Genomic DNA, 14,645 nt, shown 5'->3' on the forward strand with positions numbered 1-14,645 from the left:
TCACACTCCTCGCGGGACGGCCGCGTCGATGGGGCCCGGGCAGGGGCCGCTGCGGTGGCGCCGCGCTCGCGCCGGCGGGTAGTGCAGGCGCGACGGCTGGCGCCACCAGCCGGGCGCGGCGAGGGCCGGGTGGGGGGCCGCGGGGGCGGCGGCGAGGCCGGCGAGGTAGCGCGCGAGCTCGGTGGGGCGCGGGCTGCCGTCGCGCACGTCGAAGGCGCCGGGCTCGTATCGACCTGTCTCTTGGGTCACGAGGCAATGCCAGTCGTAGGCGCCGAACAGCGACCACGCAGTGACCGCGCGGACGTCGATCCCGGCGGCCCGGCAGCGCTCCGCGGCCCGCCACAGCTCGTCGAACCAGCGGATCTGCTCGTCGACGTCGCAGGCGAGGTGGGCCTCGGTGACGGCGACGGGGAGCCGGTAGCGGGCGCCGAGCTCGTGGAGCAGCTCGTAGGCCCAGGGCATGCCGTCGTCGCACACGCGCACGGCCTCGACGTCGACGTAGCGGTGGCGGCCGTTGCCGCCGGCGGGGATGTGAGGGTAATGCTCGAGGCGGTCGTCGAGGAAGCGGACGCTCGTGATGTAGTGATTGGCGCCGAGCAGGTCGGGCGGCGGCTGGTCGCGCAGGGCCGCCAGGTCGTCGTCGGCGATCCCGGAGGCGCGCAAATAGGCGTACATCGGGTGCTCGCGGCCGACCCGGCCGCACAGCAGATCGTGCGAGAGGAAGCGGCGCTCGTTCTCGAATTCGGCCTGGTAGAGCAGCGCGGGGGCGGCCAGCGTGGCCCCGAGGTCCTCGGTGTGGACCAGGCGCGCGCCGGGGTGGACGCGCCGGATCTCCCGCATCGCCGCGCCGGTCGCCAGGCACTGATTCACCAGAGCGCGGCAGAACGACGCGTCGCTGCGGTGATGCGGGTACCAGTGCCCGTACAGCCCGCTGAAGCGGGCGGTCGTCAGCGGCTCGTTGACCGGGGTGTAGAGCTCGACCCACGGGTAGCGGCGGGCCACCGCGCCGGCGAAGCGGGCCAGCAGACGCGGGATTCGGGGTCGAGCAGGTCGGTGTGCCGCGGCCCGCTGCCGTGGTGGAGCAGGCCGACGATCGGGGTCAGGCCGCGCGCGTGGAGCAGCCCCAGGCGGCGATCGGACCAGGCGAAATCATGGCACCCCGGGGAGCGCTCGGTCCGCTCCCACAACACGGGGTAGCGGACGACGCGGACGCCGAGGTCGGCGATCGCGTCGATGTCGGCGTGGCGCCGGTGATGGCCGCTGGCGACGAGTTGGTCGTGGAAGCGGTCGCCGACGCGATTGACGGTGCATTCGACGCCGCCCCACAATTCCAGGGGGGCCGGGGTGGGCCTGGGCTCCATGGCGTCCTCGTCACTCGCGCAGCCGGGCGTAGAGCGTCAGCGCCTGGGCGACGACCTGGTCCATGTTGTAATAGCGGTAGGTGCCGAGCCGGCCGGCGAAGTGGACGCCCGGGGTGGCGTCGGCGAGGGCCTTGTAGCGGCGGTACAGCTCGGCGTTCTCGGGCCGCGGGACCGGGTAGTACGGGTCGCCGTCGTCGCACGGGTACTCGTAGACGACGCTGGTCTTGGCGTGCTCTTGCCCGGTGAGGTACTTGAACTCGGTGATCCGCGTGTACGGCTGCTCGTTGGGGTAGTTGACGACCGGGGCCGGCTGGAACACCGGCCGGTCGTGCGTCTCGTGCTGGAACCGCAGCGAGCGGTACGGCAGCGGGCCGAAGCGGTGGTCGAAGAACTCGTCGACCGGGCCGGTGTAGATCATCTCGCGGTAGGCGACCTCGCCGACGACGTCGCGGTAGTCGGCGCCCAGCAGCACCTTGATGCCCGGGTGGGCCAGCATGCGCTCGAACATGCGGGTGTACCCGTGGCGCGGCATGGCCTGGTAGGTGTCGCTGAAGTAGCGGTCGTCGCGGCCGATGCGGACCGGCACGCGCGCGGTCACCGAGGCGTCGAGCTCGCCGGGGTCGAGGCCCCACTGCTTGCGCGTGTAGTTGCGGAAGAACTTGGTGTAGAGGTCGCGGCCGACCCGGCTGACGATCACGTCCTCGGAGGTGCGCACCGCCTCGACGGGCTCGGCGCGGGCGGCGAAGAACTGCTCGAGCTCGAGCGAGGTGAGGCTGAGACCGTACAGGCGATTGACCGTGTCGAGGTTGATCGGGATCGGCAGCAGCTGGCCGTCGACGCTGGCCAGGACGCGGTGCTCGTAGGGCCGCCAGGCGGTGAAGCGGCCGAGGTAGTCGAACACCTCGCGTGGATTGGTGTGGAAGATGTGCGGGCCGTACTTGTGGACGAGCACGCCGGCGTCGTCGTAATGATCGTAGGCGTTGCCGCCGACGTGGGTCCGCCGGTCGACCAGGAGCACCCGCTTGCCCGCGCCGGCCGCCAGCCGCTCCGCGAGCACGCTGCCGGCGAAGCCCGCGCCGACGATCAGGTAGTCGAACATGATTCGATCCTCGGGGCGCCGGTCGCCCGATTGGCGCGCACCGCGGCGCCGATCAGCGATTCCATTTGCGCCCACGTGTGATCCCACGAGCCGCGCGAGAGGAAGGCGTCGACCCGCTGCAGCCACTCGGCGCGCCGGGTGGCCCCCAGGGCGCGACTGGCGGCGGCGACGAATTCGACCGGCGCGTCGGCGATGGCGACCAGGCCCTCGCGGCCGTAGGGCTCGACGACGTCGCGGATCGAAGTGGACACGACCGGCCGCCCCGAGGCCAGGTACTCGGGCGTCTTGGTCGGGCTGATGAAGCGCGTCGAGTCGTTGCGGGCGAACGGCATCAGGGCGACGTCCCAGCCGGCGATGTAGGCGGGCAGCTCGGCGTACGGCTTCTGCCCGAGGTAATGGATGTTGGGCCGGCGCGGCAGCGTGGCGCGATCGATCTTCGCCACCGGGCCGATCATCACGAAGGTGAAGTCCGGGCGCAGGTCGGCGGCGGCCGCCAGCAGCTCGAGGTCGAGGCGCTCGTCGATGACGCCGAAGTAGCCGAGGCGCGGCCGGCCGAGCCCCGCCTGGTCGGGCGGCTCGGGCTGCAGGCCGCGGGCCTGGCGGAAGTGCGAGGCGTCGATGCTGCTGGGGAACAGGTGCGCGCTCGGCCGCAGCGCCCGCTTGGCCTCGTAGAGGCTGCGGCCGCCGGTGAACACCAGATCGGCGCTGCGCAGCAGGTCGCGCTCGCGCTCGCGCAGGGCCCGAGGGGCGCCCCAGAAGCCCGACAGCTCGTCCATGCAATCGTACACGGTGGCGGCGGGGACGAGGTGGCGCGTGAAGCCGAGGGCCATCGGCGTGTAGTACCAGAGCACGTAGTTGCCGATCCGCTGGCCGCCGAGCAGGTCGTCGACGAGGCTGGCGAGGATCATCTCGGTCTCGTCGTCGTCGAGGTCGCGCGGGACGTGGGGGACCACCACGGTCACGCCGCAGTCGCGGCGGCTGCACTCGAGCCGCGGCAGGGCGTCGCCGCGGACCGGCTCCTCGACGAAGAAGACCCGCCGCGCCCGGGCGCAGCGCGACAGCAGGTGCTGCGGGCGCTGGTAGACGAAGTCCCAGCGGAGGTGCGACAGACACACGAGATCGTAGTCGGCGAGGGCCCAGGCCGGGTCGACGCCGCGCTGCGGTGCGGTCCGGTCTTGCAGGGGAGCGCTCATGATTCGAGGTTCATGGGATGGTTTTGTTGTGCGTGCAACCATGGGAGGATGACCACCGGCTCGCCAGGGAGGATCGCCGAGTACGCGGCGACGACGTCGAGCGCGACCGCGGCGGTGTGGGCCTGTGCGGTGAGGATCACGACCGCGCCGCCGAAACCTCCGCCGGTGAGGCGCGCGCCCAGGACCTCGGGGTGGCGGCGGGCCAGGGCCACCAGCAGGTCGATGGCCGGCAGCGAGACCTCGAAGTCGTCGCGCATCGACCGGTGTGATTCGTCGAACAATCGCCCGAGCGCAGGCAGGTCGCCGGCCTTCAATGCGCGCACGGCGTCGAGGACCCGCTGGTTCTCGTGGACGACGTGGCGGGTGCGCCGCGCCAGCGGCTCGGAGAGGCCGGCGATCCGCGGGTCGCCGGCATCGACGTCGCGGAGCTGCCAGACGCCGAGCAGCGCGGCGGCCTGCTCACATTCGGCCCGGCGGGTCTTGTAATCGCCGGTGCTGTGATCGTGCGGCACGCCGGAGTCGATGACGACGAGGCCGAGCTGCGGCGGCAGGGCGATCGACTCGAGGACGAGAGAGCGGGTGTCGATGAACAGCGCCTCGCCCTCGCGGCCGCGGCTGCAGGCCAGCTGGTCCATGATGCCGACCGGCGCGCCGACGAACTCGGTCTCGGCGCGGTGGGCCAGCGCGGCCAGGACGTCGTCGTCGAACGCGAGCGAGAACAGCTTGCGCAGGCCGCGGAGCAGCGCGACCTCGAGGGCGGCGCTGGACGACAGGCCGCCGCCGACCGGCACGTCCGAGTCGACGTGGAGCTCGAAGCCTCCCAGCGTGCGCCCCTCGGCCGCGAGGATGGCGGTGACGCCCTGCACGTAGTCGACCCAGCCGCCGGTCTTGCGCTCCGCGCCGAGCTCGTAGCCGACCACGCCGGGCCGCTGGGCGCTGGCGGCCCGCACCGCCCGATCGGCGCGCCGCTTCAGCTGCACGCGGGTCCGCTGCGGCAGCGCGGTCGGCAGGACGAAGCCGCCGTTGTAGTCGGTGTGATCGCCGATCAGGTTGACGCGACCGGGCGCGCTGGCGCAGACGTCGCTGCTGTGGCCGAACAGCGCGGCGAACACGTCGCGGTCCGTCATTCGAGCTCCACCTCGACGGCCCGCAGCTCGGCGGCCTTGAGCTCGGGCAGGGTCTCGGCGGTGAACACCCCGGCGCCGAGCTCGGTGCCCGCGAGGTACTTGAGCCGGCCCGGCATGCGATACGGCGGATAGAACTCGATGCGCAGCTGGGTCTCGGGGTGCAGTTCGCCGTCGCTCGGGGCCTGGTAGCAGGCCATCACGTAGGGGAAGGGGCGGCCCCACAGGCCGTCGTACTTGAGCAGCGTGGTCTTGAGCGCGCGCGCGAGGTCGGCCCGGATCTCGGTGTCGAGCGCGAGGAGGGACGGGCACGGCACGCGCGGGGTGACCCACACCTCGTAGGCGTAGCGGGCGCACACGGGCACGAGGGCGACCGCCCGCGGGCCGCGGTAGAGCACCCGCTCGTCGGCCGCGAGCTCGGCCTCGAGCAGCTCGAGCGCGAGGGCGCGGCCGTGCAGGGCGTGGTAGCGCTCCTCCTGGGCGAGCACGCGGGCGGGCAGCGGCGGGACGAAGGGATAGGCGTAGATCTGGCCGTGCGGGTGGTGCAGGGTGACGCCGACCTCGACGCCGCGGTTCTCGAACGGGAACACGTAGGCGAGCTCGGCGCGTCGGCCGAGGTCGGCGGTGCGGTCGGCCCAGACGTCGAGGATGAGCTCGATCTGCGCGAGCGGCAGGGTCCCCAGCGATTGTCCGGGGTCGCGCGAGAACACCACGACCTCGCACGCGCCCACGCCCGGGACGGTGTCGACGATCTGCGGCGGGGAAGCGCCGGCGTCGGCCGACAGCGAGGGGTACAGGTTGTCGAACACCGCGACGTCCCACGCGCTGCCGGGCACCTCGGTCGGCTGATTCGGGTCGCTCGAGGGCAGCAAGGGGTTGTACTCGGGCGGCGGCAAGAAGGTGCGGGTCTGGCGATGGGTGGCGTACACCACCCATTCGGCGCGCAGCGGGTGCCAGCGCATGTGCGAGCCGCCGTACCCGCCGCTCGGCCCGCCTAAGTCGCACTCGGGCGGCGGCGAGGTGCGGCCGTAGAGGTGGAGCAGGCGGCCGTCGGGCTTGACGAGGCTGCGCTTGAACACGCTAGACCTCCTGCCCGTGGTGGCCGTGGTCGTCGTGCGGCGTCGGCGGCCCGAGGCCGTTGAGCGCGGCGATCCGCTCGATCGGCAGCTTGGGCGTGCGGTCGGCGAACAGCAGGCCGTTGGCCTCCTGATAGGTGTCGGCGAACTGCGTATAACAATAGCCGGCGAGGATGTCCTGGGCGCGCACGACCGCGAACAATGCGTGCAGGCGGCGCTCGAGCTCGCCGGCGTCGTTCGAGCGGCTGTAGCCCCAGGTGCCGCGGCGGTCGTCCGAGAAGGCGATGCCGCCGAACTCCGACAGGACCACGGGGTGGTCGAAGGTCTGGAAGTTGCCGAGGACGAGCTCGCGGCCGCCGAAGCGCTCGCGCTCGTAGAGGTTGTTGCGCACGTTCGGGGCCTGGTAGCGCAGCAACATCCGCGCCGGGTCGACCTCGTAGTCGTGGATGCCGATGATGTCGGTGGCGACGCTCTCCCACCCGTCGTTGCCGACGACCGGCCGGTTGGGGTCGAGGGTCTTGGTGAGGTGATACAGCGCGGTGACGTAGTGCCGCTCGGACGGGTTGTCGGGCAGGTTCGGCACGCCCCACGACTCGTTGAACGGCACCCACGCGACGATGCAGGGGTGGCTGGTGTCGCGCGTCAGCACCTGCATCCACTCCTGGATGAGGGCCTGCACCGACCGCCCGGTGAAGCGGTAGGCGCTCGGCATCTCCTCCCACACCAGGAGGCCGAGGTGGTCGGCCCAGTAGAGATAGCGCGGGTCCTCGATCTTCTGGTGCTTGCGCACCGCGTTGAAGCCCATGGCGAGGACCAACTCGGCGTCGCGCCGCAAGGCGGCGTCGTCGGGGGCGGTGATGCCGGTGTCGGGCCAGTAGCCCTGGTCGAGGATCATGCGCAGGCGGATCGGCCGGCCGTTCAGCAGGATCTGGTCGCGGTGGACCGCGATCGTGCGCAGGGCGGTGTAGCTGCGCACGGCGTCGACGACGACGCCGTGGTCGTCGACGAGCTCGATCTCGGCGTCGAGCAGGTTGGGCGAGCCCGGGCACCACAGCAGCTCGTTGCGCGCGTCGTCGATGCCGGGGTCGGAGAGGGGGATCCGCCGGTGCAGCTCGTTGTGGGTGCACCGGTACTGATCCTCGACGAGCTGGCGCCGGCCGCTGAACAGCCGCAGCCGCAGGCTCAGGGTCGCCGGCACGAGGCCGGCGATCTGCGCCGAGAAGCCGATCTCCCAGCGGAACAGGTTCGAGGTCCAGCGCAGGTAGGCGATGTGGACGTGAGGGACGCGCTCGAGCCACACGCTCTGCCAGATGCCGGTGGTGCGGTGGTACCAGATCGAGTGCGGCTGCTCCTGCCAGTCCTGCTTGCCGCGCGGCTTGGCGAGGTCGTGCGGGTCGTCGACCGCGCGCACGACCAGCTCGATCGCCTTGCCGGCGCCGCCCAGGCGCGTGACCTCGACCGAGAAGGGGGTGTAGCCGCCCTCGTGCGTGGCCACGTGGGCGCCGTCGACCCACGGTGGCGGCGTGGTCGACCGCGCCGAAGCGGACGAACAGCCGCTGGCGCGGCGAGGCGGCCGGGAGGATCAGGTGGCGCCGGTACCAGCAGGCGACGAAGTAGCCGCGCTCGCAGACGCCGCTGCGCTCGGTCTCCGGCGCGAAGGGGACCTCGATCGAGCCCTTCCAGGCGACCTCGGCGGGGTGCCGCCATTGGCCCGTGCGATCGATCGCAAACTCCCACGCGCCGTCGAGGCTGACCCAGCTGTCGTCGGCCCGCCGCAGGAGCGGGCGCGGATAGCCGCGGCCCGTCGGCGTGAGGTCGGAGTTCATATGCGAGGGGCCGGGCACGTTACGCTCGTCGACAGCGCGGGGCGGATCTCGAGGCGCGCAGCGCTCGTGCTGCGCGGACGGCCGCTCGCCGCGGCGCTCGCAGTCCTGGTCGGTCGGCCCCGCGGTCCGCCGAGCATGGGCCAGCTTCGCGCGCTGACAAGCGGAGCCGGGCGTAAAAAGTGCGACGAGGAGCGAGCTCCAGGGTAAGTCCCAGGGCGTCGCGGACGCGACGAGTGGCGCCGGTCATGACATTCGCCGCCATTCATGGGTGTGACGGATCCTGCGGCGAATGGTGTCTCGCCGCGGCCGCGAGCATCGCGGCCTCGGCGGCGGCGAGGGTGCGATCGATGTCGTCGTCGGAGTGGGCGGCGCTGACGAACCAGAGGTGGCGCGGGTGCAGCAAGATCCCGCGCTGCAGCATCTCGGTGTAGAAGGTCGCGGCGGTCGCGTCGCGCACGCGCGGGTCGGGGTGGGTGAAGCGCAGGAACGGCATCGGCGGCAGCGGCTCGCCGTAGGCCAGGGCGGGCACGCGGTGGCGCTCGGCGGCGGCCTGCAAGCCGGCGACGAGGCGCTCGCCGAGGCGCCACACGTGGCCGGTGACGTCGGAGCGGCCCAGGACGTCGAGGACGGCGAGCGCGGCGGCGAGGCCGGTGGTCTCGCCGTGGTAGGTGGCCGACATGTGCAGCTCGGCGCCGTGGCGCATGACGTCGCGGCGACCGACCACCGCGGCGACGGGCCAGCCGTTGCCGAGCGCCTTGCTGAGGGTGGTCAGATCGGGGACGACGCCGGCCCACTGTTGAAAGGAGCCGGGGTGAATGCGCAGACCGGTCTTGATCTCGTCGAGGATGAACACCGCGCCGTGCTCGCGCGCGAGCTCGGCGAACTGCCGGGCGAGCTCGGGGCGCGTGGACGGCATCATCTCGGGGGCGAGGATGACCGCGGCGACCTCGCCGGAGTGGGTCCGCAGCAGCTCGCGCAGCGACTCGGGCTCGTCGGGCCGGAACTCGAGGACCTGGCGGTCGAGCCCGTCGGGCACGAAGTCGGCCAGCGGGAGGCACCAATCGTGCCACCCGTGATAGCCGCAGCGAGCGACGCGGCGCCGACCGGTGGCCCGCCGCGACAGTCGCAGCGCGGCAGTGGTGGCGTCGGACCCGGTCTTGAAGAAGGCGCCCATCTCGGCCCCGGGCAGGCGCGCGACCAGGCGTTCGACGAACTCGAGGTGCAGCGGGTGGTTGAGCGTCAGCAGGTTGCCGCGGCGAGCCTGCGCGAACGCGGCGCGGTCGACCTCCTCGTGGGCGTAGCCGAGGAGCAGCGGGCCGTATGCCATGACGTAGTCGATGTATTCGTGGCCGTCGACGTCCCACACGCGACTGCCGGCGCCGCGCTCGAAGTACATCGGCGAATCGGCGGGGGTCACCAGCGGCCGGCCGGACAGGTGATAGCCGCCCGGGATCAGGGCCCGCGCGCGCGTCAGGAGTTGTTGCGAGGTCGTGAACGTGCGCGACGATGACGAGTGGACGAGGTCGTGGTGATTCACGGCGACGGGGTGTGCCAGCGATCGCGCGCGACGCATCCCGGGCGCCGCTACACGCCGACGCACGCGGCCGACGCGTCGCGGACCTCGAAAGTCCGGCTGGGCACGCGGGCCCGCCGCCGCCGGACCAGGAGCCTGGCGCCCGCCGAGCGGCCCGGCGCGCGCGTCGCTGGGGCCGGTCGGGCCCGCTGCGCCGGGCCACGCGGCCGCCGTGATTCGCGTCGCAACGACGAGGACCCCGCGTCGCCGAGATCGATGAGGATCGACGAGGCCGCGGGATCGGCCCAGGGGGTCGCCACGGTCCGTCGCGCGCGAGCGGGAGGACGCCGCGGCCGGGCGAATCGGCGCGCACGCTCGATATCGATGTCGGCGACGGAGCAATAGCGGCGAGCGGGCACTCCGCACGAATGATGGCAGTCGAGGGCGAAGCCGGCGCGACGATCGGGGGCGGGTCGCAGCGCGACGGAGCGCGAGCGAGTGGCGGCGGCGAGGGTCGGTGTTACCGGTACGAACGCTCCCCACGACGCTCGGTGCGAAACAGCGCATCGACACCGGGGACGAAGGAGAGTCTCCATGGGCTTCAATCCGCTCGCCGAGAAGGGGATCCCGCTCGAGAAGCAGATCCGCAACTGGTCGGAGCTCAACGTCCAGCCGTTCGACAAGCGCGAGGTGCATCCGTACACGCGGGCGCGCGTGATCGTGATGAACGGCGTCGAGGTCGAGTCGGTCATGTTCTCGCACCAGTTCGCGCGCCACACCGACGACTGGGCGCTCAAGCGCCAGCTCGCGCTGGTGCGGCGGGTCGACCAGCAGCAGCAGAAGGCGGTCAACTGGCTGCTCCCCGGGGACCAGAGCGTGCTCGAGACCACCCTGGCCTACGAGCAGGTGGCGATCGATCTGACGGCTTGGCTGGCCCGCACCGAGCCGAACCCGTACCTGCGCCAGGTGCTGAACTTCGGCCTGCTCGAGGACTTCGATCACCTGTACCGCTACGCCAACCTCATCGACCTCGTCGAGGGCCCAAGCGGGTCCACGAGATCGTCGGCAACCTGACCGAGGTGATGCCGGGGCGGCCGACGGTGGTCGAGCACCGCCACCCGTACGACGAGGTCCGGCGCCACTTCGAGACCCACACGGTCGACCCGCTGTCGCGGCTGCACTCGATGACGATCCTGGCGGCCGAGCAGCAGACCATGAACTTCTACATGAACGTCGGGCCGACCTACGTGCCGCCGCTGGCGCGCGGCCTGTACCTCGAGATCGCGGAGATCGAGGAGCAGCACGTGACGCAGTACGAGTCGCTGCTCGACCCGCTGGACTCGTGGTTCGAGCGCGAGCTGCTCCACCACTACAACGAGTGCTACCTGTACTGGTCGTTCATGCACGACGAGGTGGACCCGCGGATCCGCAAGCTGTGGGAGCTGCACCTGGCGATGGAGATCGAGCACGTCCGGGTGGCCGGCGAGCTGCTGCGCCGCCACCAGGGCACGGACCCGGCGGAGCTGCTGCCGGCGAAGCTGCCCGCGCCGACGCGCTTCCAGGAGAACAAGCAGTACATCCGCACGGTCCTCGCCGCGGAGATCGACCTCACCTCGGTGGGGCTCGACTTCGTCCCGCTGACGGCGCTGCCGACGGACGCGCGCTACTTCAAGTACCAGGCGGCGGTGAACGGCGGGATCGAGGTGCCGAGCGAGGCGGTCATCGATCGCCACGTGGAAGCGTTCGGCGACGACTTCCGCTTGACCACCGAGGGCCCGCACCCGATCCCCGCGCTGCGCTCGCGCCCCCACGCCGATCTCGAGGACGCCGCCGACGAGGCGGAGGAATAGGAGGACCCATGGCAACCTTGACGGTCACGAAGGACAAGGGCGGCGTCAGTCGACCCGAGGGCATGACTGTGATCGAGCCGGCGCTGGTCGTGCCGCTGACGAAGCTGAAGGCGATCGGCAAGCAGGCCGGCCTCGACGGGGTGTTCGTCGCCGATCTCGTCAGCGCGCTGGCGATGCACGAGCGGCACGCGGCCCGCGTGGCGGCGGCGGCAGCGGAGCAGACCGCGCGGCCCAAGCGGCGCAAGGTCTACGAGAAGCTGGCGCAGCTGCACGCGGAGCGCACGGGGGCGCTCGAGTCGCTGCTGGTCAAGCTCAAGCTGCCGGCGCTGTACGTGAGCCCGGCGAGCCGGGCGGCCGGGAACATGGTGGGAGCGCTGGCCCAGGCGCCGCTGCTCGCGGGCTCCGTCGACGCCGAGGGCCGCGAGTGCATGCTCCTCGACGTCGCGTTCCTGCTGGCCGAGCAGTCGCTGGCGAACACCGAGGCGCTGACCGCAGTGGCGGCCGCGGCCACGGCCTCGACGACGCGGACGACGCTGGTGAAGACGGCCAAGCTGCTGGCGGCCAACGTGGCGCTGTTCGAGAAGGTGCGGGCGCTGCGGAAGGCGTCCATCGTGCAGGCGGCGCGCAAGAAGTAGGCGCGTCAGGGGCCGCCGCCGGCGACGAATTCGACGTCCTGGGCGTCGCCGGCGGTGATGTCGATGACCTGGCTCTCGGAGCAGGTGAGCGTCGCGTGCGTGCACGCGACCTCGCGCAGGCCGGGGAGCAGGCCGAGGAGCGCGTAATAGCCGTGCGCGTCGGTGCGCGTGACGTGCAGGCCCGAGGCGATCGCCGCGTCGGCGACGCCGTGGCCGGCGCCGTCGACCACGCGCCCGCGGATCGCGTGCGTGCCCGGCCGCGCGGCCACGGTGGCGAACAGCCACTGCTGCGCGGCCTGCCGCGAGGCGGGGTCGTCGGCCATCCAGGCGTCGGTGTGACCGACGCCGGGGACCGCGAGCGTGGTCACCGGATAGCCGAACCCGGTGAGCAGCTCGACGCCCTTGAGGCTGTTGGCCGCCCCGCCGTCGCCCGCGGCGCCCCACGACAGCCAGGCGGCCCGGCCGCGCACGCGCTCCATTCGCGTCGCCGAGCCTGCGCCCTGGTCGGGGGTCAATGGCGTGACCACGTCGGCGTGGCTGTGCATCACGAAGCCGAGCCAGGCGTCGGCGATGGTGGCGTCATTCAGGCCGATGAAGCTGGTGCCGATCGCGCCGCGCGAGAAGCCGGCGACCACCACGGCGCCCGGATCGAGGCCGAAGGCGTCGACGGTGCGGCCCAGCTGGGTCTGCCAGTAGGCGATCGTCGCCGGCACGTCGCCCCAGCCGTAATCGAGGTTGGCGCCGGCCTCGACGTAGGGCAGGACCAGCCAGGCGTAATGGCGACAGCCGGCGAGGTAGTAGCCGAGGGTGGCGTCGTCGACCTTGCCGGTGAAATCGCCGTACTTGTTGCACGGCGATTCGACGATCACGGGGTAGCGACGTCCGGGCTGCCAGTCGGGCGGCAGATAGAGGCCGTGGTAGACGCCGGTGCCGCGGTACTCGGGGGCGACGACCTTGACGAAGGCGCCGGGAGCCGGGTCGCCGTCGGTCAGCGGCGGGCGCGGCGGACAGCCCGGCGCGTCGTCGACGAACTCGACGGTGACCTGCGCGGTGGTCTGCAGGCCGGCGGCGCTGACGAGGATGTCCGCGGCGCCGGCTGTCGTGTTGCTGGCCTGGAAGGTGCCGCCGTGGCGCGTGATCGTGCCGAGCGCCGGCTCGGCGAGGCTCCACTCGGCCTCGACCGGGACCTCGTGGCCGCGCTCGTCGAGGCCGACCGCGTGGAATTGCGCCGGAAACGACCAGCCGCTGGCGACCGTGACGACGAGCTGCGGCGGATCGATCTGCAGCGCGACCACGGCCCCGTCGGGCCCCGTCGAGGTGTCACCGGTGACGCTGCTCGTGGTGCTCGAGGTCGTGGTCGAGGTCGAGGTCGTCGTGGTGCTCGAGGTCGTGGGGTCGGGGGCGAGCGAGCCGCCGGTGGTGCTCGTGCTCGACGTCGAGGTCGCGGCGGGCTCGCTCGTGGACGCGGTCGGGTCGCCCGCGCTGGTCGGGCAGCCCGTGAGCGCCTGCACCGCGACGCCGCCGATCGCCCACCACCCGGGTGCTCGCATGTCCGGCATCGTACACGAGGCGGGCGGGATCGGTGACATGTCCTTCAGGACATGTGCATTTGCGGGCGCTCAGCGGCGGCGGCGGCGGCCGGGGACGAGCAGGAGCGCGAGCGCGAGGCCGAGGACGTCGGGGCCGCTCGCACCGGTGCTACAGGCGCAGCCCTTGTCGCCGTCGGCCGAGTCGCCGCCCGACGCGGACGGGTCGTCGCCGGTGGTGCTGCCGGTCGAGTCGGTGCCGGGGTCCTCGCCGGTCGCGAAGCTGGTGGGGGCGCTGCCGGTCTCGCCCTCGGTCGCGGAGCCGCTGGCGTCGGTGTCGGTCGCCTCGCCCTCGACGACCTCGATGATGACGACCGACTGCTCGAGGGCGCCGCCGGGCCCTCGCCCTGGGCGCTGAGCATGTACTTGTCGGGCGCCAGGGACAGCTCGAGCATGCACGGCGACGGGCCGGCGGCGCACACGTCCTCCTTGACCACGGTCCACGGGCCGTCGCCGTCGAGCCGGGTCTTGCTGACGAGGTGAATGTCGGCGCCGTCGAAGGTCCCCTCGAACTCGATGATGACCTGGACCGTGGCCTCGGGGGCGCCGACGAACACGTCATTGGTGGCGGGCTCGACGATGGTGATGAGCTGCGGCGGCTCGCCGGTGGTGTCCGGGAAGGTGTCGGAGTCGGATTCGCTGGTGGTGACCGCGATCGAGGCGGCCGCCGCCGGGACGACGCCGAGCAGCGAGACGACGAGGGCAGAAATGCGCAAGCCAAGAGAAGGCATGAAGACGGGCTACCAACCCGCGCAGGCCCGGTCAACCGCGACACCGCTGTCACGCTCACGACGGCGCCGTCAGCGGGCGGGAGCATGGACATGGCCGAAAGGTCATGTTCAAACAAAGTCGTGAGGGCCCCGCGCGGTCAGCCGGCGACGAGCGCCTTGTACAGCGGGACGAGCAGCTCTTCGGTGCCCGACGGCGCGACGACGTCGATCCACGGCGCGAGCTGGAACGACGTGGTGTTGCCGTCGCGCACGCCTGTGCCGCCGAGGACCAGCTTGAGCTGCGGGTGACGACGCTTGAGCCGGCGACCGACGGCGAGGGCGGCGTTGGTCTGGAACGACTCGCAGGCGAAGCCGATCACCGCGGGGACGCCCGCGAGCTCGACGCGGGCGCAGGCGTCGCGCAAAAACTCGGGGACGACCTCGTCGCGGATCCGCCGCAACCAGCGTCGCGGCTCGCCGAGCAACCGCAGGGGGCCGAGGTCGGCCGCGAACCGCTCGAGGAACTCGTCGTCGCCGCGGCCGACGCGGTCGCCGTAGGCGTGGCTCGAGAACAGCCACTCGCCGAACTTGCCGACCCCGTCGTTCTCGCTGAGCTCGCGGTAGGCGCCGCGGCCTATCTTGGCGACGAGGAGGGGCTTCAGATCCAGCACG

The 14,645-nt window shown here is 72.1% G+C and carries 13 protein-coding genes and 1 pseudogene; 3 read left to right on the forward strand and 11 right to left on the reverse strand.

What is annotated here, in order from left to right; all coding sequences use genetic code 11:
• The 8 genes from OV079_RS01515 to OV079_RS01550 all read right to left on the reverse strand — a co-directional run bounded on the left by OV079_RS01515 (position 1) and on the right by OV079_RS01550 (position 9,216).
• Complete coding sequence (locus tag OV079_RS01515) at positions 1-1,002, reverse strand: glycoside hydrolase family 1 protein (RefSeq protein ID WP_267765811.1); 1,002 nt, start codon at positions 1,000-1,002, stop codon at positions 1-3.
• Positions 948-1,361: a hypothetical protein gene (locus tag OV079_RS01520; protein ID WP_267765812.1), complete on the reverse strand. Its 414-nt coding sequence runs from the start codon at positions 1,359-1,361 to the stop codon at positions 948-950. The genes OV079_RS01515 and OV079_RS01520 overlap by 55 nt, the downstream gene beginning before the upstream one ends.
• A gap of 10 nt (positions 1,362-1,371) precedes the next feature.
• Positions 1,372-2,460 (reverse strand): UDP-galactopyranose mutase, encoded by a 1,089-nt coding sequence (glf, locus tag OV079_RS01525; RefSeq protein WP_267765813.1) that lies wholly within the window; start codon positions 2,458-2,460, stop codon positions 1,372-1,374.
• Complete coding sequence (locus tag OV079_RS01530; RefSeq protein ID WP_267765814.1) at positions 2,445-3,653, reverse strand: glycosyltransferase family 1 protein; 1,209 nt, start codon at positions 3,651-3,653, stop codon at positions 2,445-2,447. Before OV079_RS01530 ends, glf begins: the two co-directional genes overlap by 16 nt.
• The gene (gene galK / locus OV079_RS01535; protein ID WP_267765815.1) at positions 3,650-4,780 is read right to left on the reverse strand and encodes a galactokinase; all 1,131 of its coding nucleotides are present in this window, start codon (positions 4,778-4,780) and stop codon (positions 3,650-3,652) included. Before galK ends, OV079_RS01530 begins: the two co-directional genes overlap by 4 nt.
• A complete protein-coding gene (gene galT, locus OV079_RS01540; protein WP_267765816.1) occupies positions 4,777-5,856 on the reverse strand; it encodes a galactose-1-phosphate uridylyltransferase in 1,080 nt (359 codons plus the stop codon). The genes galK and galT overlap by 4 nt, the downstream gene beginning before the upstream one ends.
• 1 nt (position 5,857) lies before the next feature.
• Positions 5,858-7,348 carry a glycoside hydrolase family 2 protein gene (locus OV079_RS55480; RefSeq protein ID WP_267765817.1) on the reverse strand — a complete coding sequence of 497 codons (1,491 nt, stop codon included), beginning with the start codon at positions 7,346-7,348 and terminating at the stop codon, positions 5,858-5,860.
• Between the two features lie 593 nt (positions 7,349-7,941).
• Positions 7,942-9,216: an aspartate aminotransferase family protein gene (locus OV079_RS01550; RefSeq protein WP_267765818.1), complete on the reverse strand. Its 1,275-nt coding sequence runs from the start codon at positions 9,214-9,216 to the stop codon at positions 7,942-7,944.
• 570 nt (positions 9,217-9,786) lie between these two features.
• On the opposite strand from OV079_RS01550, the pseudogene OV079_RS57065 reads away from it, so the two are divergent.
• Positions 9,787-11,042 (forward strand): annotated as a pseudogene (locus tag OV079_RS57065) (hypothetical protein).
• An 8-nt stretch (positions 11,043-11,050) separates the two neighbouring features.
• The gene (locus OV079_RS01565) at positions 11,051-11,677 is read left to right on the forward strand and encodes a hypothetical protein (protein ID WP_267765822.1); all 627 of its coding nucleotides are present in this window, start codon (positions 11,051-11,053) and stop codon (positions 11,675-11,677) included.
• 5 nt (positions 11,678-11,682) lie between these two features.
• Here OV079_RS01565 and OV079_RS01570 read toward each other — a convergent pair whose 3' ends face one another.
• Positions 11,683-13,227, reverse strand: a complete 1,545-nt coding sequence (locus tag OV079_RS01570) for a carboxypeptidase-like regulatory domain-containing protein (RefSeq protein WP_267765823.1) — start codon at positions 13,225-13,227, stop codon at positions 11,683-11,685.
• A gap of 69 nt (positions 13,228-13,296) precedes the next feature.
• Positions 13,297-13,683, reverse strand: a complete 387-nt coding sequence (locus OV079_RS55485; RefSeq protein WP_267765824.1) for an MYXO-CTERM sorting domain-containing protein — start codon at positions 13,681-13,683, stop codon at positions 13,297-13,299.
• A 111-nt stretch (positions 13,684-13,794) separates the two neighbouring features.
• Here OV079_RS55485 and OV079_RS01580 point away from each other — a divergent pair, with 111 nt between their 5' ends.
• The gene (locus OV079_RS01580; RefSeq protein WP_267765825.1) at positions 13,795-14,118 is read left to right on the forward strand and encodes a hypothetical protein; all 324 of its coding nucleotides are present in this window, start codon (positions 13,795-13,797) and stop codon (positions 14,116-14,118) included.
• Positions 14,119-14,131: 13 nt separating this feature from the next.
• On the opposite strand, the gene OV079_RS01585 is transcribed toward OV079_RS01580, so the two are convergent.
• The gene (locus OV079_RS01585) at positions 14,132-14,644 is read right to left on the reverse strand and encodes a radical SAM protein (RefSeq protein WP_267765826.1); all 513 of its coding nucleotides are present in this window, start codon (positions 14,642-14,644) and stop codon (positions 14,132-14,134) included.
• Position 14,645: the final 1 nt, after the last annotated feature.

The organism is Nannocystis pusilla (genome assembly GCF_026626665.1).
In the GTDB taxonomy this organism is placed as follows: domain Bacteria; phylum Myxococcota_A; class Polyangia; order Nannocystales; family Nannocystaceae; genus Nannocystis; species Nannocystis pusilla.